Raw genomic sequence first — 23,779 nt, forward strand, 5'->3', positions numbered from 1 at the left:
CAGCTTGATTGTACCAATATTTCAATAACTTGGCTATTAGTAAATCAGTAAATAACAAGGAGTTGCCTCTGTTTTTGTCGAAAAGTCTGTACAAATGCAGTAAGAACGCGGAGGGGTACGAGGTTGATAAGATGAATGAGTTGTCTGCGGTTTTGTTGGGAAGCCCTGAGGTTTATTGGAACGGAAAGCGGGTATTTTTCCCGTTTGCGAAGATGGAAGCGTTATTGTATTATTTGCTGGTTAAAAGGAATTCCAGCCGCGAAGAGCTGGCGGCTTTGCTGTGGCAGGATATGACGGACGGGGCGGCCAGAAAAAATCTGCGCAATACACTTTATTTGCTGAAAAAGCTGACGGCAGAAAACCTAATACTGACCCCTTCGCGCGCTAATGTGTTACTGAATACGGAAGCGGTCAGCATCACCACCGATTTGCAGGAATTCAGCGAGGTCTCCCCGGCGGAATCGCTGGTATTATACCGGGGGGAGTTTCTGGAGGGGTTTGCCTGCAAGGATGCCGAGGCCTTTGAAAACTGGGTAAACCGCCGGCGGGAGAGCTGCAAAGAGGACATGGTCGCCCGGCTGACCAAGGTGGTTGTTGACCGGCTTAATGATAAAGATTACAGTGCGGCCGAACATTACCTTAAGCAGCTTATCGGGCTGGACGAATATAATGAGAGTGCGTACAGAGCCCTGATGAAGGTGTACGAGCGGGCCGGGGCTTTAAATAAATCGATTGCCGTCTATGAGGGCTTACAGGCAAAGCTTAGCAGCGAACTGGGCGTCGGCCCCCAGGAAAAAACCCGGGAAGCGTATGAACGTGTCAGGGCGAAGCTGGGCAACCAGCTGATAGTGCCGCCCGAGCAGGCGGCAGAGAACTTTTTTGGGCGCCAGCGCGAGTTGCTCTGGCTGCAGCGGCTTGTGGCCGGCTTTTGTGCCGGCAGCTCACCCTACGTATGGGCCATTATCAGCGGCGAGCAGGGAGTGGGAAAAACGGAAATTGTCCAGCGGCTGGAGGAAACGCTGGCCGACGGCTGTGTAACTGTTTTGCGGACCCAGTGTTATCAGGCTGAACAGGATTATCCCTATAAAGCCTGGAATCAGATTTTTTGTCAGATAATGGAGCTGCTGGCGCAGCGCGGTGTGGCATTGCCTGCTCTCTGGTATCAGGTTATTGCCTATGTGTTTCCGGCAGTTCTCGGCAATCAGGCCGTTGCCTGCCAGAGTCAGGCCGCCAGCGGCTACAATATTCATTCCGGCATGATTGAAGATGTTATGGGCAGTATTTTAGACAAGGCTGCCGCCGCCAGAAAAATACTCTTGCTTATTGACGATGTGCAATGGCTGGATATGCAGGGCTGGTCAGTATTGCGCCAACTGCTGCGTTCAGGGCGGCAGCGGCTGTTATGCATAACAACCTGCCGCAGTGAATATCAGGAACAAATAGAGTTGTTTACCGGCAATGCCGGGCGGGAAGGGCTTGTTGAAACCCTGGTGCTCGAAAATTTCAGCAGAGAAGAGGTTGTCCGGTTTTCGGAGCTGATGCTCCCGGCGGATAAGCTTACTGCCGATTTGCAGCAAAAACTGTATGAGTATACGGACGGCAACGCCCTGTTTTTAGTGGAAAGTTTTAAGTTAATCAAGCAGGGCCAAAATGTGAACTGCCTGTCGCCGCGCCTGCGGAGCGTGCTGCAGGAGCGGGTCAGCACGCTGGCGGACAATGCCCGGAAAGTGCTTGATGTCATGTCGGCATTTTTTAATAACGTTGGCTATAACGAGTTGCTGGCTGTTTGCGGGATGAATGAGTTTGAAGTTGTGGAAGCCATTGAGGAACTGCAGCATAGGCGGCTCATTCAGGCAGTGGCGGGAGCAGCCCCGGGGCTAAGGGGGCCTGTATACAAATACAGCCATATCCGGATCAGGAGCTATGTTTATGCCGAATTGTCTTCCTCCAGAAAACAGTTGATCCACAGGCGGGCCGGCCGCCATCTGGAGGAGCTGATGGATAAAGACGCCTGGGGGCGGGACCTATATTCAGAAATCCTGTACCATTATTCGCAGATTGACGAAAAAATAAAGATGCTGGAATATACAATTAAGCTTGCCGAAAGATTTTGCTGCCCCCAATATGAGTTGTTTCCTGAATTTAATGATATGCAGCGAAGAAACGGCTTTATTCTGGAAAACAAACTCCAGATTATGAATTATTTGGATAAGATCAAAGAGCTGCTGGCCGCTGTGGAGGCGGAACAGGTGCCGCAGGCGAATTTAAGCCGGTTCCGGGCCGCCTATCTGGAAATGCTGGGGCGCTATTATATCTGGCGCGGCGAGCATTTGCCCGGTCTGCGGGCCATCCATCAGCTGCTGCGCCTGTCGGCAAAAAAAAGCTTTCTTGATTATACAATCAAAGGGTATCAGCAAATTATATATTGTGGCATCCAGATCCGTAAGCCCCGGCTTATCGAGCTCTTTGCCAATAAGCTGTCACAGACGGCTCAGGCCGCGAAGCTGGGGGAAAAGCAGGCCGTGATCCAGCGGTTCCTGGGGATCGCTTATGCCCTGCGCCGGCAAACAAGCCGGGCCGAGCAATGCTACCGCCAGTCCATTGCCCATTATAAGCGTTTGGGGGAACGGCCGGGGGAATTCAATCTGCATGTCGCGGCCGGCTACAACTATATCGGGGATTTACGGCGGCTGGAGGGCAACCTGGCTGAGGCCCTTTATTATTATGACCAGGCCATCAGGCTTGCCGGGCGCAACCAGAGCAGCGCCGGTGTTGTTATTTTTCTGGTTAATGCCGGTCATGCCGCCTATGACCTGGAGGAATACGGCAAGGCTTTTGCCTATTTGTCAGAGGCTTTGGCCCTGGAGGCGCAGTTTGGCGAGTATCAGGGCTACTGGTGCCTGCGCAGCTACTGCACGCTGCATTGCCTGCTGGCCTTGCTGTCGGTCAGAGACAACGACCTGCAGCAGGGGCGCAGCTATCTGGCGCAAGCCGATGCATTCCGGCAGCGGTATCATGATTTGTATCAGGCCGGGCTTATTGCCAGGACCAAGCTGGAGATCCGGGTCAGGATGCAGCAGGATATCCGGCTGCAGGCGGTTTTTGCCGGTGATTTGCCGCTAGCGGCGGGGGAATACTACCGTCAGGGCCAGGGGTTCTTTAATAAAACGGGAAATTCACTGGAACAAAAAATCCTGGATAAACTGTATGCTGCCGCAGCCGCTGGCGGGCCAGGGCCTATTTGACGTTTCGTTGACGCAAAGGTGATACAGTAATGGTAAAGTAAGGTATACTAGAGGAGACACATGGAGGGATAATTATGGTTCGCAATTGTGAGATTGGCAGTGCCATGACAGTTAAATTGGACAATGTGCTGCCTGAACTGCCGGTGTTTGCACCCGGCATTCGCCGCGCACCCAACCGGGGGTTCCGCCTGACCCAGGAACAGACAAAGGTAGCTTTGAAAAATGCGCTGCGCTATGTGCCGGAAGAGCTGCATGACGTGCTGGCGCCTGAATTTATGGAGGAACTGCGCACGCGCGGCCGGATTTACGCGTACCGCTATATGCCGCAAGAGAAGCTGGCCGGCAAGCCGATTGATGCCTATCAAGGCAACTGTGTGGAGGGCAAGGCCTTTCAGGTAATGATTGACAATAATCTGGACCCGGCTGTTGCGCTTTACCCGTATGAGCTTGTTACTTACGGGGAAACCGGCAGTGTGTGCCAAAACTGGCTGCAGTACCAGCTTATTAAAAAGTACCTGGAGGTCATGACAGACCGGCAGACCCTGGTAGTCGAATCAGGCCATCCGCTGGGGTTATTTCCGTCCAAGCCGGAGGCGCCCCGCGTAATTATTACGAATGCGCTCATGATTGGCATGTTTGACAACCAGGATGACTGGGAAATTGCCGAGCAGATGGGCGTGGCCAACTACGGCCAGATGACAGCCGGGGGCTGGATGTATATCGGGCCGCAGGGCATTGTGCACGGCACGTTTAACACCCTGCTTACTGCCGGCCGCAAACGGCTGGGCGTGGCGGCAGACGGCGACCTGCGCGGGCATTTGTTCGTTTCCTCCGGCCTGGGCGGCATGAGCGGCGCCCAGCCGAAAGCGATTGAAATCGCCGGCGGGGTCGGGATTATCGCCGAGGTGGATTATTCCCGGATTAAAACCCGTTATGACCAGGGCTGGGTCAGCAAAATCTCGGCCGACTTGGACGAGATATTTCAGCTGGCAGAAGAATATCAGCTGAAGAAACAGCCGATTTCTATTGCCTATCATGGCAATGTTGTGGATTTGCTGGAGTATGCCGTCAAAAACAACAAGCATATTCCGCTGCTTTCCGACCAGACTTCCTGCCATGTTGCCTATGATGGCGGCTACTGCCCGCAGGGGCTGAGTTTTGAAGAGCGGACAAACCTGCTGGCAGCCGACCGGCAGCAGTTCCGCCACCTGGTTGACAAAAGCCTGCAGCGCCATTTTGCGTTGATTAAAATACTGGCCGAACGGGGCACCTATTTCTTTGATTACGGCAACGCCTTCCTGAAGGCTGTGTATGATGCCGGGGTTAAAGAGGTTGCCAGGAATGGCTATGACGAGCGGGACGGCTTTATTTTCCCTTCTTATGTTGAGGATATTATGGGGCCCGAATTGTTTGACTACGGGTACGGACCCTTCCGCTGGGTTTGCCTGAGCGGTGATCCGGCGGACCTGCGCAAAACCGACCAGGCGGCCATGGCGTGTATTGATCCCAACCGGCGCGGCCAGGACCGGGATAATTACATATGGATCCGGGATGCCGAGCAAAACAAACTGGTCGTAGGGACGCAGGCGCGGATTCTGTATCAGGACGCGGAAGGACGCCTCCGGATTGCCCTGAAGTTTAATGAAATGGTGCGCAAGCAGGAAATCGGGCCGGTCATGCTGGGCCGGGACCATCATGACGTCAGCGGCACGGACTCACCGTTCCGGGAGACTGCCAACATTAAGGACGGCAGCAATATTATGGCCGATATGGCCGTACAGTGCTTTGCCGGCAATGCGGCCAGAGGTATGAGCCTGGTTGCTTTGCACAACGGCGGCGGTGTCGGGATCGGCAAATCGATCAACGGCGGCTTTGGCATGGTGCTGGACGGCAGCGAACGGGTTGATGAGATTTTGCGCCAGGCGATGTTATGGGATGTTATTGGCGGGGTAGCCCGCCGGGCCTGGGCCAGAAATGAGCATTCGATCGAAACGATTGTGGAATTCAACCAGCAATACGCCGGCAAAGGCCAGGCGACACTGCCTTATATTCCTGCGGACAGCCTGATTGACAGCATTGTCGCCAAAGTGTTTGCAAAGTAGGAAAGACGGGAAGGAGCAAAAAGATGGCAGGTAAAAAATTGCTGATTAAACATGCGGCAGAATTGATTACTTGTGCCGGACCGGCCCCCAAGCAGGGGCCGGCGATGGGGGATATCGGGATTATCCCCGACGGGGCGCTGCTGGCTGAGGACGGCCGGATCAGCTGGGTAGGACCGACGGCGGACCTGCCGGCCCTTGATGAAAGCCAGTGGGAGGTCATTGATGCCGCCGGGCAGTGCGTGCTGCCGGGGTTTGTTGATTCGCACACCCACATGGTATTTGGCGGCTACCGGGCGGAGGAGTTTTTCTGGCGCTTGAGCGGCACCCCCTACCTGGAAATTCTGGAACGGGGCGGCGGCATCCTGAACACCGTTGAGGCGACCCGGGCGGCCAGTCTGGCGGAGCTGAAGGAATTGGCCGGGCGGCGGTTGCGCAGTATGCTGGCGATGGGTGTCACTACGGTGGAAGGCAAAAGCGGCTATGGGCTGGATAAGGAGACCGAGTTGCGGCAGCTCGCCGTGATGGCCGAACTTAACCGGGAGCAGCCGGTGGAGATTGTACCGACTTTTATGGGCGCCCATGCCGTCCCGCCCGAATATAAAGGACGTGCCGACGCCTATGTGGATTATCTGATTGCCGAGGTATTGCCGGCCGTGTCCGCCCAAGGAATCGCCGAGTTTTGTGATGTGTTCTGCGAACAGGGGGTTTTCTCGCTGGCCCAGTCGCGGCGGCTGCTAACCGCGGCCAAAGGCCTGGGGCTGAAAGCCAAGCTCCATGCCGATGAAATTGTTGCCCTGGGCGGGGCTGAGCTGGCGGCGGAGCTTGATGCCTGTTCGGCTGACCATCTGCTGCAGGCCTCTGATGCCGGCATTGCAGCCTTGGGCAAAAAACGCACCGTGGCTACGCTGCTGCCCATGACCGCTTTTTGCCTGCGCGAGCCCTATGCCCGGGCCCGGGACATGATCGACAGCGGGGCGGCGGTAGCCCTGGCAACAGATTACAACCCCGGCAGCTGCTTTAGTCATTCTATTCCGCTGGTGGCAGCTTTGGCCGCGATTCAACTAAGGATGAAACCGGCCGAGGTTGTTACAGCCCTGACCATTAATGGCGCCGCCGCGGTTGACCGGGCCGACCGGGTAGGCAGCCTGGAAGCGGGCAAGCAGGCCGATGTGGTCATACTGGAGTATCCGTCCCATCTGTATCTGGTCTACCATGCCGGTATGAATATTGTCGACAAGGTGATTAAACAGGGACAGCTTAGCTGGAGTAAAGCCGATAATATACATAGAGAAGGGAAGTTATAACTGTGGCAAAACTAGTGGAATGCGTACCTAATTTCAGTGAAGGCCGGCGGCCGGAGGTCATTGCGGCGATTGTCAATGAAGTAAAGAGTATTGCCGGCGTGTCCTTGCTTAATGTCAATTCAGACGCCAGTCATAACCGGACGGTGGTGACTTTTGTCGGTGAGCCCCAGGCGGCGAAGGCGGCTGCCTTTAAAGCCTGCGCCAAGGCGGCCGAGCTGATCGACATGGAACAGCATCAGGGGGAACATCCCCGTGTCGGCGCGACAGATGTGATTCCATTTATTCCGGTAAGTGAGGTCACGATGGAAGAATGCGTGGCGCTGGCGAACGAGCTGGGCCGGGAAATCGGGGAAAAGCTTGATATCCCCGTATATTTGTACGAAGCGGCTGCCAAGCAGGCGGCGCGGGTCAAACTGCCGGATGTCCGCAAAGGCGAATACGAAGGCCTGAAGACCGCGATTGCCACCCCGGAACGCCGGCCTGATTACGGCCCGGCCCGGATGCATCCGGCGGCGGGGGCCACCGTTGTCGGCGCCAGGCAGTTTTTAATCGCCTATAACATCAATCTGAGCACAAGTGACGTCAATATTGCGAAAAAGATTGCGTCGGCCATCCGGGAGGCAAAGGGCGGCTATAAATTCTGCCGGGCGATGGGGGTTATGATTGAAGAGCGGAATATGGCGCAGGTAACGATCAATATGGTCGACTATACGGGCACCCCGCTGCACCGGGTATTTGAAACGGTTAAGTCAGAAGCGGCCCGATATGGCGTACATGTCATCGGCAGCGAGATTGTGGGCATGGTGCCGCTGCAGGCGCTGATCGACACGGCCGATTTCTATCTGCGCCTGGAGGGGTTTGAGCGTAAGCAGGTATTGGAAGAAAACCTTTAATAAGGGGCTTGATGATATGTTAATTGAAATGAAAATTACCGAGTTTCTTGAGGAACTCGGGTCAAACTCACCGGCGCCGGGCGGCGGCAGTATTTCGGCTCTGGCCGGGGCGCTCGGCGGCGCGTTGACGGCTATGGTCTGCCGTCTGACTGCCGGCAACAGCAAATATGCCGAAGTGGAAAAGGAAGTAACGGACCTGCTGGCGGAAGCTGATCAATTGTCAGGTGCACTGACCCGCTATGTTGATGCCGATACGGAGGCCTTTAACAAAGTCATGGCTGCCTACAAGCTCCCGAAAGCAACGGAGGCCGAGAAGCTGGAACGCAGTGCGGCTATTCAGCAGGCAATGATGTTTGCCACCAACCTGCCGCTGGAGGTTGCCTCCTGCTGCCTGCAGGTATTGACAATGGCGGTGCGGATTCTGGCCATTGGCAACAGCAACGCGGCCAGTGATGCCGCTGTGGCCGGACTTATGGCCCATGCCGGCCTGCATGGCGCCCTGTATAATGTAAAGATTAATTTAGGCAGTATAAAAGACCCGGGCTTCCAACAGGATGTGCAAACGAAAATGGCCCATATCGTAAAAGAGGACGAGCGCCTGCACAGCGAGCTTATCGCCGTTGCCGGCAGGGTGATCGGCTAATATTTTACAGCAAACAGGACTGGTCCCGGCGACGGGACCAGTCCTGTTTTGGCGTGCGGGCAAGACCGGCACAGGCAGTGCCGGTTCATTGCTGCCAAGGTCTGCTGTGCCTGCTGGCTGTGTTTTACCGGCAAAGAGAGCAGCAAGTACAGGATTTAAACTCAGGCATGCCGAAAATAACAGATATCTAGATTGCGGAGGCCGTGGGATGTACAGAATATGGCTGGTTGTATTGCTGGTGAGCAGTGTTGTCTGCGGGGGCGCTGCCCAGGCGGCGGACGGTCGGGAACACCGGCTGTTAATCGTGGCCGGGGACGAAAACTTTCCTCCCTACGAATTTGTTGATACGATTGACGGGGCCGAAGTTTACCGGGGATTTAATGTTGATTTACTAAAAGCAGTTGCCCTCAGCACCGGCTATGAGATTCAATTCCGTCCCCTGCCGTGGGCTGATGCTGTTAAAGCGCTTGAACGCGGCGAGGTTCATGCCGTAGGCGGGATGAAGTACAACTCAGAACGGGAAAAGTTATACGATTTTTCGGAGGCATATATGGTAAATTCGTTAGCTATATTTGTCTTAAAAGATATGCAGGCGATTGCCTCCATTGCCGACCTGGCAGGACACAAGGTTGCCGTACAGAAAGACGCGATCGGCAATTACAGTCTTAAAAATCAGCCCGTGAAACTGGTGCCCACCACCAATCAGGAAGAGGCCCTGGCGCTGCTCCTCAACGGGAAAGTGGATGCTGCCCTTGGCAATAGTCTCACAGGCCAGTATATCCTGCAGCGTACCAAACAGCATGAATATATAAAAATTGTAGGCGGGGCGATTGATCCGGAGGGCTACTGTGTAGCTGTACAGAATGGTAATCCGCTGCTGGCGGTGTTTAATACCGGGCTGAAGGATATTAAAAAAAATGGCACCTATGATAAGATATATGCAAAATGGTTTGGTGAGCCGCTTGATTATCCGGCCCAGTATTATAAACGTAATTTTGGTATTGCTGTTACTGTAGTTGTGATTTTAATTGTGTTTGGGGTAGTGACGCTGCTGATCAATTTTTATTTACAGCAGGAGGTCAAGAAACGTACCCGGGAAATTGAAACAATCAATGAAGAACTGCAGCGCAAGGATAAACTGGAGGCCTTAGGCAAGCTGGTTGCCTGCCTCGCCCACGAAATCCGCACACCGCTAACGTCAATTAAGACCTTTACCGAATTGCTGCCCTCAAAGTACGATAATCCCCGCTTCAGAGAGCAGATAAGCCATTTCGTGCCGCAGGAGATTGAACGTCTCAATCATATTGTCAACGACCTGTTAACCTATGCCAGTCCGCGAAAAGTGGAGCGGGAATCTGTTCCTTTGAAGCGGCTTATCGACAATAGTCTGGTGTTTTTTGCCGATAATATGGCAAAGCAGAGCGTTAATTTACAGATGGATATTAGAGAAGATTTAATGGTATATGTCGACATTCAACAAATAAAGCAGGTAATGATTAATATCTTGCTAAATGCCCTCCAGGCGCTGGAGGGGCAGAGCAAGCCGGTGCTTGCCATTGCCAGCGAGCTGCGGGAAGGGGTCCCCTGCCTGGTGATCTCAGATAATGGCGCCGGGATCGAACCAGATAACCTGAAATTCGTATTTGAACCGTTTTTCTCGACGAAAGCAGGTGGGACCGGCCTGGGGTTGTTTGTCAGCTATCAGCTGTCCCGGCAAAGTGGGATAGACATAAGTATTGACAGCCAGGCAGGTGCAGGCACTACTGTGACTTTAAAGTTTAATTTTGAGGAGAAACAGGATGCATAAGCTACTCATTGTTGATGATGAACCGGCCATCTGCACCTCGCTGGCCTTTGCCCTGGAGGACAGATATGCTGTCGTAACGGCGGGCTCCGCCCAGGAAGCCATGGCCGCTGTTTCCCGGCAGGAATTTGATATTGTGTTGCTTGATCTGAAACTGGGCAATGCCGACGGCATCGATGTGCTCCGGCAGATTAAAGCGGTTGATGGCAGTATAATAATTATTATTATGACTGCTTACGCCAGTATAAAGTCGTCTGTGACGGCGATTAAAGCCGGGGCATTTTACTATCTGACCAAGCCGATAAACATGGATGAACTGGAAATGCTGCTGGCCAACGCCACCGACTATATTGGGATGAGGACTAAAGTCGAGTACCTGAACGGCAAACTGACAGAACGCCAGGAAATTGCAGGCATGATTGGCACTTCCGCGCCGATGCGGCAAATCCTGCATGATATCGACCGAATAAAAGACGGCGAGTTTAATGTTCTCATCCGGGGCGAGAGCGGTACCGGCAAAGAGCTTGTTGCCAAGGCCCTGCATTACTTAAGTGTACGCAGGCAGGAACCGTTTGAGGTGGTAAATTGTGCCGCCATTCCTGCCGAATTGCTGGAGAGTGAGCTGTTTGGCCATGAGAAGGGAGCCTTTACCGGCGCTGTACAGAGGAAAAAGGGGATTTTCGAGCTGGCTGATAAAGGCACACTGTTTCTGGATGAGATTGGCGAGATGGATGTCAGACTGCAGGCTAAGCTGCTGCGGGTTGTTCAGGAAAAAGAGATAACGCCTGTAGGCGCCGGCGGCAGGAGAAAAATTTCGGTACGGATCATTTGTGCCACCAACCGTAATTTAAAACAGCTGGTGGCCGAAGGAAAGTTCCGGGAGGATCTGTATTTCCGGCTCAATGTGGTGTCTGTTATACTGCCGCCCCTTAGGCAGCGCCGTGAAGACATTCCCTTGCTGGCCGAGCATTTTGTTGCCAAATATAATAAAAAAATGGCCAAGCAGATCAGGGAGATTGAGCCCGGTTTTTTGGCAAAGCTGCAGGGCTATGAATTTAAGGGCAATGTCCGGGAACTGGAGAATATTATTGAGCGGGCCATGGTGTTTGCCGACGACGGGGTATTGCGGGCCGGCAATTTGCCTGGCGATAATCAGCCTCCGGGCCCTGAGGCCCTCAGTCAGGCCGGCACACCTGCCCTGATTCCTGTCTATATCGGTGAGGACCTGGATTTGATCGAACGCAAAGTCATTACCGGAACCCTGCAGTATTATGGCGGTGATAAAGCCAAAACAGCGCAGATACTTAAGATCAGCGAACGGAAGCTATGGTATAAAATCAAAGAATATCAGTTGCGTTAACGTGCAACTTTTACGGTTACTGCAAATTTTTCAGGAAAAATTTGCAGTAACCGCTTTTTTTATTGCTGCCATTGACGATATTCCGGCAGTTATAAGCCTTTCTAACCTGGCACAGTATTTGCGTTAGCTTGAAGCGAAATAGAAAGCCTGGCTTTACTAGAAGGGAGGCAGTTTTACCAGCAGGCAAGGGCTTATCAACAAAAACAGCAGGAGGGAAAGTTGTGAGTTTTGAACTGGTCAATCAGGTTATGGTTATGAAGCTGGATATTGTGGCAACAGTTGCTATTGCCGTATTACTCTTAATGTTTGGCGCGTGGGTACGGCGGATATTCCCGGTTATTGCCCGTTTTTGCATTCCTTCAGCGGTTATCGGCGGTTTTACTTTTTCTATTCTGGCCTGGCTACTTAAAGCGGCCAATATGCTAACGTTTAACATGGATACTACTTTGCAAATGCCTTTTATGATTGCATTTTTTACTACTGTTGGCTTAGGCGGCAGCTTTGGCCTTATTAAAAAAGGCGGCAAATCGCTGATTGTATATCTTGTAGGCTGCTGGCTTTTAGCCATTATGCAAAATGTTGTCGGCGCGGGAACGGCTATATTAACCGGCATCCACCCGGTCCTGGGGGTTATGGCCGGTGCGGTTTCGCTGGAAGGCGGCATGGGAGCGGCCTCGGCCTTCGGCCCTACGGCCGAGCAACTGGGAGTTCAGGGGGCGTTTGTGGTCGCAGTAGCGGCGGCTACCTACGGTTTAATCGCCGGTGGCTTAGTAGGGGGCCCGCTGGCGAAATGGCTTATTGAGCGCTATAAGCTCCCCATTGAAACCAGTCAGGAGCAATTTGACGCCTTGAATAAAGCGACAGCCGCTGAACAGGACCGGATTGTCACAAGTGATAATGTTATGTCGATGCTGGCGGTGATTCTTGTTGCTATGGTCCTGGGGGCAATGGGGTCTGCTCACATTAGAAACGTTACCGGCTTTGTTTTGCCGGGGTATGTGGGGGCAATGTTTGTTGCTGTACTGATAAGGAATCTTAATGATGTTAAACCACTGGTTAAAATGCAGGAAAAGACTATTGATCTGATTGCTGATGTCAGTCTGGGCATCTTCCTGACAATGGCAATGATGTCCTTGAAAATCTGGGAGATATCCAACCTGGCAGGGCCGCTGTTAATTATACTGGCTGTCCAAACCGTCTTTATGTTTGTATTTTGTATTTACTTTTTGTTTCCTCTTTTGGGAAGAAATTACGATGCGGCGGTCATGTGTGCCGGTATGATCGGCCATGGGCTGGGGGCCACGCCTAATGCCATCGCCAATATGGGGGCCGTTACTGAACGCTATGGGGTAATATCCCGCAAGGCTTTTCTGATAGTGCCGCTCTGTGGTGCCGTCCTTATTGATATTGTTGCCATACCTAACATTGTATGGTTTATAAACTACTTTACAAAATAATATAACGGAAGGAGAAGGGCAATGAGTAGACTTGTAGGGGGTTGAGCGTAAGCCGGTATTGGAAGCAAACCGTTAATAAGGGGTACTTACAGCAAAACAGGACTGATCTCGCAGCTGAGACTCAGTCCTGTTTTGTTTATGGCAGGGAGGAAACCGGCATGTGCTTATGATCCGGCCGCAAAACACACATTTTTAGTGATTTTTAATTTTTTTATACGGACCTGCAGGTTCTGCCGGTGTATGCCAAGGGCCAGGGCGGTTTTGGTGATGTTGCCGTTATTCCGGGTAAGGGCGTCGATAATCAGGCGGCGTTCCACCTCGGCCAGTCTTTGGGGCAGGGGCTGGGCCGGCAGCGGGGCGGCAGCGGCGGGGCCGTGAACGGCAGTATATTGTTTGTGAAAATAATCGGGCAGGCAGCCGGCTGTTATTATTGTTTCATTCTCAGAGAAGCTGATGGCGGTTTCCAGTACATGGCATAACTCCCGGACATTGCCTGGCCATTTATGCTGGCGGAAAATGCTTTCCACATCGGCTGCGAGCTTTGTCATCTGCTTGCCATACACCTTGTTAAAGCGGTTGATAAAATGCCCGGCCAGCAGCAGAATATCTTCGCGCCTGTTCCGTAAGGGCGGAATTGTCAGGTTAACCACGGCGACACGGTAATAAAAGTCCTCGCGCAGCTTGTTTTCTGCCAGCAGCCGGTGGCAGTCAAGATTGGTTGAGCTGATGATCCGGCAGTGAACGGGCTCTTCCACGCTGCTGCCAAGGCGGCGAAATTTTTTCTCTTCGAGTATGCGCAGCATTTTGGCCTGCAGCACCAGGCTCATGCTGTTTATTTCATCCAGGAACAAAGTGCCTTTACCGGCCTGTTCCAATAATCCCGGCGTGTTTTCCGCGCCGGTAAAAGCCCCCCTGACTGTGCCGAAAATCATACTTTCCAGCAAAGTCTCCGGTATGGCCGCACAATTGACGGCAACGAACGGGTGGGCTGCGGCCGGCCCGTAATTGTGGATGCTTTGGGCAAAAATCTCCTTGCCGGTACCGGTTTCGCCTGTTAACAATAGCGGGGCCGCGGTAAGGGCCGATTTTTTTGCTTTGTTAATGACCTGAAGAAATTGAGGATCTTGGCCGACCAGGCAGGCAAAATGATAACTTGTGCCATTCTCCAGCTTATTATTGCTGTGACGGTAGGTTTGCAGCTGTTCCTGCAGCTTGTAGACGCGGTTGAGCAAAGTGGCCATTTCGGTAATATTTTTGTTAATCGAGCAGACGGCAACAATTTCGCCGTCCCGTTCCACCGGCACTACGGTCGAGAGCATATGTACCTCCCGGTGATCCAGGGTGCGATATTTATTGTACTGATCAAAGGAAGGCTTGCCGGTAAGAAATACGCGGCGCAGCTCCTGGAGCATCGCCTGGCGCTGCGACGGCTCAAAGCGTTCAATTTTATTGTTGTAAAACAGTTCATCGCCGTGTTTGTTGATCACATATACTGCATCCTGGATAAAATTGGCTATCGTTTCCAGATATAATGTTTTGTCTATAGCAGTCATTTTTTCACTCACCATCTGCCGAATGTTAACAATATTTTAACTAATAATCAGGCTGGTGTAAAGATGTAACCTGCAATAAAATATTGCGCAAAAGATTAATGCAGTTGCTGTTTATACACCTGCGGCCGGATGAGAAGGAGTTTCGGCGGCAGCAGAAAAAGCCTGCTGGCCGCGGAAAAACGACCGCTGTGGAAGCAGGCGGCAGTTGGCATGTTTTTTGCAATCAATATAAATATAAGAACCGATGCGTTATAATATAGAGCGCAAAGCGACAACAGTCAGGGAGGGGCAGGATTTTGGGCAAGCATGTAATTGAACTAACCGGCAGCAGCCTTACCATCGCCGACGTGGCCAAAGTAGCGCTCAAGGGTGCGCCGGTTGTTATCGCGCCGGCGGCGCTGGCCAAAGTGGCAGAATCGAGAGCGTTTGTCTATAAACTTGTTGACGGCAATGTTCCCGTCTATGGTTTTAACACCGGGGTCGGCGCCAATAAAGATACCAGGGTTGAGGCAGAACGGTACAATCAATTTAATGTCAATATGGTCAGATCCCATTGTGTGGCCGTCGGCCCGGAGGCTTCGCCGGCAGAGGTACGGGCAATGATGGTGATCAGGCTGAATACGCTGCTGCTGGGACATACGGGCATGAGCCCCGGGATTGCCGGCATGTACCGCGATCTGCTTAACAACCAGATTACGCCGGTTGTGCCGGAACGCGGTTCCATCGGCGAAGCCGATATCGCCTGTCTGTCGCACATTGCCCTGGCTATGATTGGCGAAGGCGACGCCTATTGTCAGGGCAAAAGGATGCCGGCCGGGGCGGCGCTGGCGCAGGCCGGCCTGAAACCGCTGGTCCTGGGGCCGAAGGACGGGCTGGCGCTGGTCAGTTCCAACGCCCTGGCAGCCGGCCAGGGGGCGCTGGTTTTGCATGAACTCCGGCAACTGATTAGGCTTGCCGATATGATTTACAGTTTTAGCCTGGAGGCCTTTAAGGGCAATGTCAGTCCCCTCAATGCGGAGATCAACCGGGTACGCCGGTTTAGGGGCCAAAATGAGAGCGCCGCCCATGTCCGGCACCTGCTCCGGGGCAGTTATCTGTGGCGGCCCGGTATTGCCAATGCCCTGCAGGACCCGCTGTGTTTCCGGTGCGCCTGCCATATTCACGGGGCTGTCCGGGACTCGCTGGCTTATCTGGAAGAACTCATGGACCTGCAGATAAATTCTTCTGATGACAACCCCTGCGTGTCTATGGAGCAGGAGGCGATCCTGTCCTGCGGAAATTTTGAGGTTGTCAACTGGGCGGTAGCCTTTGAGATGCTGGGAATAGCCCTCAGCCACCTGTCAAGAGCAGCCTGTTTCCGCACTATCAAGCTGAGTACCGGTCACTTTACCGGCTTACCGCGGTTTTTGACGCCTGACCCGGAAAATGTCATTGCTTTTGGCACCATGCAAAAACCATTTACCGCTCTGGATGCTGAAATCAGACATCTGGCCAATCCGGTGAGTATGGATTTTTACGCTGTTGCCGGTGATATAGAAGACCATTGCAGCAACACCCCGTATGTTGTGCAAAAGACCCGGAAAATCGTGGATAACCTCTATTACATCCTGGGGATTGAGGCCATGCATGCCGCCCAGGCCTGCGACCTGCGGCCGGAAGAACAATTTCAGCTTGGCGCGGCCGGGCGTGTTGTACATCAGAAAATCCGCGAGGTTATCCCTTTTCTGGCCCAGGACCGCAATCTTACCGCCGATATTGCCACAGCCTATGAACTGTTAAAATCCGGTGTCCTGTTAACGGCCGTCAGCGACTAAATACTCAGCAGCGACTGGCAGGGAGGAGGCGATGGGGGCCACACTTCCAGACGGCTGGAAGATTCTTTCCGTAGCAAATAAGGAGGTACATTTGTGATTGTTGCAAACAAGAAAAAAATCCGCTGGGAAATTTTTGGGCCGATGACGGCCATTATTGCCGCCTGCGTCCTGGCCGCCATCACAATTCCCCAGCAGTTTTACAATGCGGAGAATGCCCTGGTTGAAAGCGCGATTGCCAACCTTGGCTGGTTGTTTAACCTGTTTGGCATGGGAGCGGTATTGTTTTGTTTTTATCTAATGTTTTCCCGCTATGGCGATGTGCGGCTGGGGGGGCCTGAGGCCAAACCGGAATACACCACCTGGAGCTGGTTTGTGCTGACCTTAAAATGCGGCATTGCCATCGGTATATTATTCTGGGGCATTGCCGAGCCGCTGTATCACTTTTGTACGCCGCCCCAGGTTCTGGGGATTGAGCCTTACAGTGAAAAGGCAGCCATTTTCTCTTTATCGACTGCCACCCTGCACTGGACACTGACGCCTTATGCCATGTACACGCTGGCCGGCTTGGCCGTTGGCCTGGTCCATTATAATCTCCGACTGCCCTATACCCAGGGGGCGACGCTATACCCCATTTTCAAAAACCGTTCTTTCGGGTTTGTCGGTACGGTGCTTGACAATCTGTGCCTGTTCGCCATTGTTGGCGGCGTGGCCGCCGTAATGGGCGTCCTGGCCATGCAAATCGGCAGCGGCCTGCACATTCTGGCGGGGATTGAAACCGGGCCTCATATTTGGGCTGTTGTTATTATTATCGCCACAATCGCTGCCGTTGGGTTAAGTATCAGCGGTATTAAACGCGGCATCAGCATCATGGCGAAGATCAATACCAACATCTTTATTTTCCTGTTGCTGTTTGTTCTTGTGTTTGGGCCGACGGCCTTTATTCTGAAGCTGGGAACAGCCTCGCTGGGAGACTATCTGCAAAATTTCTTTACCAAATCGCTGTTTTTAAGCCCGATTGACCAGTCGGACTGGCCGCGCTGGTGGACTGTTTATTACTGGGCAATCTGGCTGGCCTATGCGCCGATGAGCGGCATGTTTTTTGCCCGGGTGGCCTATGGCCGGACAATCCGTGAATTTATCCTGTGCAATCTTGTTGCCACCTCGATTTTCGGTATGATATGGTTCTGGATTTTCGGCGGTTCGGCCGTGTTCTTTGAATGGCAGACCAAAGGTCTCTGGACAATTATTTCCTCGCCCCAGGGCGGTCTGGAAGCATCCCTGTTTGCCTATCTGCAAAATCTGCCGCTTTCCACGGTGCTTAGCTGGGTCATGCTGGGCACTATTATTACCTCGTTCAGCACCATGGCCGACTCGATGACTACTACGGTCGCGGCTATGAACACGACCGGCAACACGAAGGACGACCCTGAGCCTCCTTCGTATATGAAAATTGTCTGGGGTGTGCTGATGGGCGGGATGGCGCTCATTACTCTGACTGTTGGCTCAGGCGGTAAAATTTCCGGGATTGATGCAACCAAAATGATTGCCACTGTAGCCGGAATACCAATCCTGTTTTATGCCATTGCCCAGGGCTACTCCATTTTTACGATCTTGTTCAACCATAAGAAATATGACATAACTTATTATCCCGAGACGGCTGAGAAGATTGTTGTGCCTGCTCACCTGCGGGAGGGGGAGCAGGACATGGATAACCCTGCCGGCAAGAGTGTCGGTACCTGATTCATATCCGGCATACCCGGCAATCAGACTGGCTTTTGATTGCCGGGTTGTTTTTACCCGGAGCATTTATTCTATTCCAGGCCGCGGCTGCAGAGAAAACATCTGGCCTGAGGCCGGCTTGGGGCGACACATTCAAGTCAGATGTAGATAAAGAAGGTGATTGGATGCTTATCGACCTTACTGTAAATGGCAAGCGCCATGTTTTACTGGATGCCGCACCACAGGAGCGGCTGATTGACCTGCTGCGGGTCAGGCTGAAGCTCACGGGGGTCAAGGAAGGCTGCAGTGAAGGCGAATGCGGCGCCTGTACCGTCATTATGGATGGCAAGGCCGTTAACTCCTGCCTCGTGCTGGCCTATCAGGCCCGGAATGCGGACATTACCACAATTGAAGGGCTGGCTGCCGGTGGCGGCACTGATCCTATCCAGCAGGCCTTTGTCGAGCAGGGGGCTGTCCAGTGCGGTTATTGCACCCCCGGCATGATTATGAGCACCAAAGCCCTGCTGCTGCATAATCCCCGGCCGTCAGAAGCCGAGATCCGGGAGGCGCTGGCGGGGAATCTTTGCCGCTGCACCGGGTATGTGAATATTATAAAAGCAGTGCAGGCGGCTGCCGGCCTGGTGAATGGGGGACAGGACAAATGACCGGCTATGAGATTGTGGGTTTTACCAGGCTGGATGACGTATTGCAGCAGTTGCGGAATACCGGCGCCAGGACGGCATTTCTCAGCGGGGGCACCGATTTTATCAACAACCGCGGGGGGGAAGCGGCGGAACTGGTCATTGATCTTTCCCAGGTTGCGGATTTAAACTATATTGCCGATCACGGTGCCGCGGTGAGGATCGGAGCGGGCACAACCTTTAGCACGATTGCGGCCAGCCCGGTTATTAAGGCTAAAGTACCGGCCCTGGCGCAAGCGGCACGCCAGGTGGGGTCGGTACAAATCCGCAACCGGGCCACGATTGGCGGCAATATTGCAAGTGCCTCGCCGGCCGGCGACAGCCTGCCCGTACTTGCTGCCTATGGTGCCGGCGTAAGCACTGCCGGCAGTGCCGGGCCCCGGCTTTTGACTCTGGCAGAAGCCTTGCAGGGGCTGCGGGCTAAGGAATTAATAACAGAGGTTGTTGTGCCCACGCCGGGCGCAAGCCGCAGCGGGTTTGTAAAAATCGGCAGCCGGTCCCAGGTGACTATTGCCAGGCTCAGTCTGGCGGTGATGATTCGTTACAACCGTGAGCGCCGGTTGATTATTAATGGGAAAGCAGCGCTGGGAGCCCTGGGAAAAATGCCGGTATGTCCGGCCAGTGTCCAGAAATTTTTCACGCAGCGGCCTGTTAACCGGGACTTTGCCGATACTTTGGGCAGGCTGCTGGCTGCGACTGTGGATGAAGCTATACCCGGCCGGGCCTCCCAGCCTTATAAACGGGAAATTGTGCGAGGGCTGGCCCATGATTTGAGCGGACAATTGTTTGGCGCTGGCAGCAAATAAAGCAAGCAAAGGGGGCGGGAGGGATGACAATGGAGGCTAAGCCGCAACGGGCTTTTAAATATGTAGGCCGGTCCATCCCTATCGAGGATGGAGCCGCCAAAGCAGGCGGGCAGATCAAATATACCGGCGATATGGTGCTGGACGGGATGGTTTATGCCCAACTGGTATTTAGCCAGGTGCCGCACGGGCGGATAAAAAACATTGACATTTCTGAGGCCATGGCTGTGCCTGGCGTTATCAAAATATATACACATGCTAATACACCCAAAATAAAATTCAATTCCCAAATGTGGTTTGCCGGGCAGAATACAATCGAGGACCAGCAGCTTTTTCCGGCGGTGGTACGGTATATTGGCGACGCCATCGCCGCCGTGGTCGCTGATAATAAGGCGGCGGCGGCCCGGGCGGCGGCCCTGGTTAAAGCCGAATACGACCTGCTGCCGGCAGTGATTGATCCGGAAGCGGCGCTCAGCGGCCAGGTGCCGGTCCATGACAGCGGCAATCCCTTCTTTACAATGGAAGCAGGCTGTGGTGATGCCGCGGCGGTTTTTGCCAGCGGTGAGGGGCTGATGGTGGAGGACCGGGTGGTTACGCCCAAGATCCATCATGCGGCCATGGAACCCCATGCCTGCATTGCCGCCAGCGACCACCGGGGGCGGATTACGGTATACAGCCCCTGTCAGATTGTATATTCGGTGCGCCTCATTGTCGCCAAGATTCTGAGCCTGCCTTATCATAAAGTGCGGATTATCAAGACACCCAGCGGCGGCTCCTTTGGCGGTAAGCAGGAGATAATCCTGGAGCCTTATTGCGCTTTTTTTGCCAAAGAGCTCAACCGGCCGGTGAAAATAGAGTTTGACCGCCAGGCCTGTATTCTTGCTACCAGGACCAGGACCCAGACAATTGGCTATGTGAAAACAATGGTAAGCCCGGAAGGCCGGATTCTGGCCCGCTCCATGCGGCAGATTGTCGATACCGGCGCCTATACCTCCAATGGCCGTGTTATCTGCTATGCCATGGCCAAGAAGCTGTTCAGGCTGTACCGTATTGCCAACCAGCACTACCAGGCGGTGGCCGTCCATACCAATACGGCCATCGCCGGCGCTGCCCGCGGTTATGGTTCGCCGCAGGTGCAAACCATTGCGGAAATCAATCTGGAGAATGCCGCCCGCCGTTTGCAAATGGATCCGGTCGAATTTCGCCTGCGGAATTTAGTCCACCCCTATGATGCCGACCCCAGCGGCGGGCCCGGTTTAGGCAATGCCCGGATTATCGATTGTGTTCGCCAGGGGGCGGCCGCTTTCGGCTGGAGTAAAAAATGGAATCAGCCCAAGCGGGCGGGACGCTGGCAAACCGGGGTCGGCATGGCCTGCGCTACTCATGTCAACGGTTACTACGGCGCCTACCAGGAGTTTGGCACAATGACGATCCGGATGCTGGAAGACGGCAGTATTATGCTGAATGCCGGTTTACACGATCTGGGCAATGGCACAGTAACCGCCATGAAGCAGATTGTGGCTGAGGTTCTGGATATCCCGCCGGCGATGATTGAGGCGCCTGAGGCTGACACCGATGTCAGCCCTTATGATATTGGCTGCCAGGCCAGCCGGGTTATCCATGTTTGCGGCGCCAATGCGCTGCAGGCGGCCGAGGAGCTGCGCCGTATGTTTATCCAGCAGGCCGCCAGGGTTTTCCAGTGCGATGAGGAAGACGTGGCAGTTGCCGGCAGCGAGGTATGGAATCACTGCGAACCTGACCGGAAATGGAGTTTGGGGCAGATGGCGGCAGTAATTCAACAAAAAAATCAGGTTGAGTTGATCCGTACCATTACCTATCAAGCGCCGGCTAATCCCGGTTCCTATGGGGTGAATTTTGTGGAAGTGGCTGTGGATACCTATACCGGCCTGGTTAAGGTGCTTGATGTTGTGGCGGTCCATGATATTGGCCAGGCCATTAACCGGGGGTTTGTTGAAGGCCAGATACATGGCGGTGTGCAAATGGGATTGGGGATGGCCATTGCCGAGGACCTTGCTTATGATGACAAGTCCGGGGTGGCCCGCAACAGCAGGTTTAGCAAATACCATCTTATCAATGCGCCGGATATGCCGCCGGTCCGGGTAATTCTGATTGAAGAAGGCGACGACTATGGGCCGTACGGGGCGAAAAGCATCGGTGAGATTGCGACAATTCCCAGCACGGCAGCTACTGTGAATGCCATCAATGATGCCCTTGCCGCCAATTTTACCGTTTTGCCTGTTACCCCGGATAAAATTATGGCAATGCTTACAGCAAGGCAGGCTGAGCCAAATGAGGAAACACCAGGCCGGTAAAGCGCCTCCCTGCCGGGAGGCGTTTTTTAATATATTAGTATTTATAAGTTTTGAGAGGCTGAAAGTCTTTATAAAATAAGGGGAACCAAGGTCAATGTCCAGCTTGAGCAGAGACGGTTCCCCGCACCCCGGTAACCCCCCGGCCCTTTGCCGGAAAAAGCGTTCCGCAGGAGAAAAGCCGGGCGGTATTCCGTAAAGAAATCCGCACTGTTTGAGCGGAGCGAGTTTGCGGATTTTAGGAATAGCGCCCGGCTTTTCAGCTTTTGGAGGCTCTGGGCCTAGACTTTTTGCTTACTTTTGTGGCGATGACAAAAGTAAGACACGGCCCTTGCATTCTAGATCAACTGACGTATGCAAAGCCAAAGGACTGCGCTAGCGGTTTTTCTAACCCCGGCAGATTAGCCGGATGAGATCCCAGGGATAAAAAAATCTATACCCTAAAGGGCACAGGTGGCTTCTGCCGGCGTCCTACCGGACTTGGCACAAGCCAAGTTTTTCTAACCCCATCAAGATTTGTAAGCTTCAAAGCTGTGACCCCAGGGATAAGAAAAATCTATGGCTTCTGCCGGCGTCCTACCGGACTTGGCACAAGCCAAGTTTTTCTAACCAGTTTACTTTTCCCTGCAGGCCGGCAGGATAATATTCCCTGGCGGCGAATGTACTACTAAGGCAATATTGCGATGATTTATAAGCGTTCTGTAACATATGCAGAACGTATGATTTTTTGCGGAGAACAACAAGTGTGCGGGGGGTGAATGAGTTGGCGGAAGTCCAGGTGTTTGGTGAAAAATGTAAGAGCTGTGGTCTCTGTGTGGCAGTGTGCCCGCGGCAGGTGCTGGCGATAGGCGATAAAGCGAATTCCCGGGGCTATTATCCGGTCGTTGCTGCCGACCAGGAAAACTGTGTGGGCTGTGCCCTATGCGGTCTGATGTGTCCTGATATTGCGTTAGAGGTGTATAAGGAAGGAGCAGGAGTGTATGAAGAAAAAATTGATAAAAGGAAATGAGGCCATTGCCGAGGCCGCCATAAAGGCAGGCTGTAAGCTGTTTTTTGGTTATCCGATTACCCCCTCTACCGAGATCGTGGAATATTTGTCAAAACACTTGCCGAAAGCCGGCGGCACCCTGCTGCAGGGCGAAGATGAGATTGCCTCCATTAATATGTGCTACGGCGCAGCCTGTACAGGGGCCCGGGTTATGACCGCCTCCTCCAGCCCCGGCTACAGTCTGAAGCAGGAGGGCTTATCTTATCTGGCCGCAGCTGAACTGCCTGTGGTTGTCGTCAATATCAACAGGACGGGCCCCGGGCTTGGCGGGCTTGGACCCTGCCAGTCCGATTATTTCCAATGTACCAAAGGCGGTGGCCATGGCGACTATCGCCTGCTGGTGCTGGCTCCGTCCAAGGGCCAGGAAATGTATGATTATACGCTGGCGGCTTTTGATCTTGCCGATAAGTACCGGAACCCGGTATTGATCCTGGCCGACGGCTTTTTAGGGCAGATGATGGAGCCAATTGAGCTTAAAGACCGGCCTGCGGCCGAACTGCCGGTCAAGGACTGGGTGACGGACGGCTGTCTGGGCCGGGCTAAGCGCAAGATTGCCAGCTATTCTTTGACCAACGAGATCGGGGAACAAAATAATCTTTATTGGGAAAAAAAATATCAGCTGATCAGAGAACAGGAACAGCGCTGGGAAGAATTCCACACTGACGACGCCGATTATCTGATCGCTGCCTACGGCACCTGCGCCAGAATTGCCAAAACGGTCGTGTTGAAAGCCCGGGCCAGGGGGATCAAGCTGGGTCTTGTCAGACCCATTACGCTGTGGCCGTTTCCGGAGAAAGCCTTTGCGCCTTACAAGGGGAAAGTCAAAGGTGTTCTTACGGTCGAACTGAATACAGGCCAAATGATTGAGGATGTGAGACTGGCGCTGGCCTGCAGTGTCCCGGTCAGTCTGCACCGGCGTTTGGGCGGTATGCTGCCCCATGAGGATGAGGTTCTGGCGGCGCTTATCGGGCAATTCAATATTCCCCTGGACCGGGAGGTGTAG

Annotated in this window: 16 protein-coding genes; 15 read left to right on the forward strand and 1 reads right to left on the reverse strand. The window is 53.5% G+C overall.

The window, feature by feature from the left end:
• Positions 1 to 212 precede the first annotated feature (212 nt).
• From ACZ481_RS08825 to gltS, 8 genes are all read left to right on the forward strand, one after another.
• On the forward strand, positions 213 to 3,245 hold the full coding sequence (locus ACZ481_RS08825) for an AAA family ATPase (RefSeq protein WP_464769777.1): 3,033 nt from the start codon (positions 213 to 215) through the stop codon (positions 3,243 to 3,245).
• A gap of 74 nt (positions 3,246 to 3,319) precedes the next feature.
• Entirely contained in the window at positions 3,320 to 5,347 is a 2,028-nt protein-coding gene (locus ACZ481_RS08830) for a urocanate hydratase (RefSeq protein ID WP_464769778.1), read from the forward strand.
• Between the two features lie 23 nt (positions 5,348 to 5,370).
• Positions 5,371 to 6,651, forward strand: a complete 1,281-nt coding sequence (gene hutI / locus ACZ481_RS08835; RefSeq protein ID WP_464769779.1) for an imidazolonepropionase — start codon at positions 5,371 to 5,373, stop codon at positions 6,649 to 6,651.
• Between the two features lie 2 nt (positions 6,652 to 6,653).
• A complete protein-coding gene (ftcD, locus tag ACZ481_RS08840) occupies positions 6,654 to 7,544 on the forward strand; it encodes a glutamate formimidoyltransferase (RefSeq protein WP_464769780.1) in 891 nt (296 codons plus the stop codon).
• 16 nt (positions 7,545 to 7,560) lie between these two features.
• A complete protein-coding gene (locus tag ACZ481_RS08845; RefSeq protein WP_464769781.1) occupies positions 7,561 to 8,187 on the forward strand; it encodes a cyclodeaminase/cyclohydrolase family protein in 627 nt (208 codons plus the stop codon).
• Between the two features lie 208 nt (positions 8,188 to 8,395).
• The gene (locus ACZ481_RS08850) at positions 8,396 to 9,994 is read left to right on the forward strand and encodes a transporter substrate-binding domain-containing protein (RefSeq protein WP_464769782.1); all 1,599 of its coding nucleotides are present in this window, start codon (positions 8,396 to 8,398) and stop codon (positions 9,992 to 9,994) included.
• Positions 9,987 to 11,351, forward strand: a complete 1,365-nt coding sequence (locus ACZ481_RS08855; protein WP_464769783.1) for a sigma-54-dependent transcriptional regulator — start codon at positions 9,987 to 9,989, stop codon at positions 11,349 to 11,351. The genes ACZ481_RS08850 and ACZ481_RS08855 overlap by 8 nt, the downstream gene beginning before the upstream one ends.
• 221 nt (positions 11,352 to 11,572) lie before the next feature.
• Entirely contained in the window at positions 11,573 to 12,808 is a 1,236-nt protein-coding gene (gene gltS, locus ACZ481_RS08860) for a sodium/glutamate symporter (protein ID WP_464769784.1), read from the forward strand.
• Positions 12,809 to 12,972: 164 nt separating this feature from the next.
• Here the strand turns inward: gltS and ACZ481_RS08865 are convergent, their stop codons facing one another.
• Complete coding sequence (locus ACZ481_RS08865) at positions 12,973 to 14,361, reverse strand: sigma-54 interaction domain-containing protein (RefSeq protein ID WP_464769785.1); 1,389 nt, start codon at positions 14,359 to 14,361, stop codon at positions 12,973 to 12,975.
• A gap of 296 nt (positions 14,362 to 14,657) precedes the next feature.
• On the opposite strand from ACZ481_RS08865, the gene ACZ481_RS08870 reads away from it, so the two are divergent.
• From ACZ481_RS08870 to vorB, 7 genes are all read left to right on the forward strand, one after another.
• Complete coding sequence (locus ACZ481_RS08870; protein ID WP_464769786.1) at positions 14,658 to 16,175, forward strand: HAL/PAL/TAL family ammonia-lyase; 1,518 nt, start codon at positions 14,658 to 14,660, stop codon at positions 16,173 to 16,175.
• Positions 16,176 to 16,268: 93 nt separating this feature from the next.
• Positions 16,269 to 17,915, forward strand: coding sequence for a BCCT family transporter (locus ACZ481_RS08875; RefSeq protein WP_464769787.1), 1,647 nt, complete (start codon positions 16,269 to 16,271; stop codon positions 17,913 to 17,915).
• Between the two features lie 164 nt (positions 17,916 to 18,079).
• On the forward strand, positions 18,080 to 18,559 hold the full coding sequence (locus ACZ481_RS08880) for a (2Fe-2S)-binding protein (protein ID WP_464769788.1): 480 nt from the start codon (positions 18,080 to 18,082) through the stop codon (positions 18,557 to 18,559).
• A complete protein-coding gene (locus ACZ481_RS08885; protein ID WP_464769789.1) occupies positions 18,556 to 19,401 on the forward strand; it encodes an FAD binding domain-containing protein in 846 nt (281 codons plus the stop codon). Before ACZ481_RS08880 ends, ACZ481_RS08885 begins: the two co-directional genes overlap by 4 nt.
• Before the next feature lie 29 nt (positions 19,402 to 19,430).
• Complete coding sequence (locus tag ACZ481_RS08890) at positions 19,431 to 21,731, forward strand: xanthine dehydrogenase family protein molybdopterin-binding subunit (RefSeq protein ID WP_464769790.1); 2,301 nt, start codon at positions 19,431 to 19,433, stop codon at positions 21,729 to 21,731.
• A gap of 742 nt (positions 21,732 to 22,473) precedes the next feature.
• Positions 22,474 to 22,737, forward strand: a complete 264-nt coding sequence (locus tag ACZ481_RS08895) for a 4Fe-4S dicluster domain-containing protein (protein ID WP_464769791.1) — start codon at positions 22,474 to 22,476, stop codon at positions 22,735 to 22,737.
• Positions 22,709 to 23,779: a 3-methyl-2-oxobutanoate dehydrogenase subunit VorB gene (gene vorB, locus ACZ481_RS08900; RefSeq protein ID WP_464769792.1), complete on the forward strand. Its 1,071-nt coding sequence runs from the start codon at positions 22,709 to 22,711 to the stop codon at positions 23,777 to 23,779. Before ACZ481_RS08895 ends, vorB begins: the two co-directional genes overlap by 29 nt.

This window comes from Sporomusa intestinalis (assembly GCF_055383785.1).

What these genes read in the sequence shown, in the direction of transcription:
- ACZ481_RS08825 (WP_464769777.1), top strand. Translation starts at nt 213, where the DNA reads ATGGAAGCGTTATTGTATTATTTGCTGGTTAAAAGGAATTCCAGCCGC.
- ACZ481_RS08830 (WP_464769778.1), top strand. Translation starts at nt 3,320, where the DNA reads ATGGTTCGCAATTGTGAGATTGGCAGTGCCATGACAGTTAAATTGGAC.
- hutI (WP_464769779.1), top strand. Translation starts at nt 5,371, where the DNA reads ATGGCAGGTAAAAAATTGCTGATTAAACATGCGGCAGAATTGATTACT.
- ACZ481_RS08845 (WP_464769781.1), top strand. Translation starts at nt 7,561, where the DNA reads ATGTTAATTGAAATGAAAATTACCGAGTTTCTTGAGGAACTCGGGTCA.
- ACZ481_RS08850 (WP_464769782.1), top strand. Translation starts at nt 8,396, where the DNA reads ATGTACAGAATATGGCTGGTTGTATTGCTGGTGAGCAGTGTTGTCTGC.
- ACZ481_RS08855 (WP_464769783.1), top strand. Translation starts at nt 9,987, where the DNA reads ATGCATAAGCTACTCATTGTTGATGATGAACCGGCCATCTGCACCTCG.
- ACZ481_RS08865 (WP_464769785.1), bottom strand. Translation starts at nt 14,361, where the DNA reads ATGACTGCTATAGACAAAACATTATATCTGGAAACGATAGCCAATTTT.
- ACZ481_RS08880 (WP_464769788.1), top strand. Translation starts at nt 18,080, where the DNA reads ATGCTTATCGACCTTACTGTAAATGGCAAGCGCCATGTTTTACTGGAT.
- ACZ481_RS08885 (WP_464769789.1), top strand. Translation starts at nt 18,556, where the DNA reads ATGACCGGCTATGAGATTGTGGGTTTTACCAGGCTGGATGACGTATTG.
- ACZ481_RS08890 (WP_464769790.1), top strand. Translation starts at nt 19,431, where the DNA reads ATGGAGGCTAAGCCGCAACGGGCTTTTAAATATGTAGGCCGGTCCATC.
- vorB (WP_464769792.1), top strand. Translation starts at nt 22,709, where the DNA reads ATGAAGAAAAAATTGATAAAAGGAAATGAGGCCATTGCCGAGGCCGCC.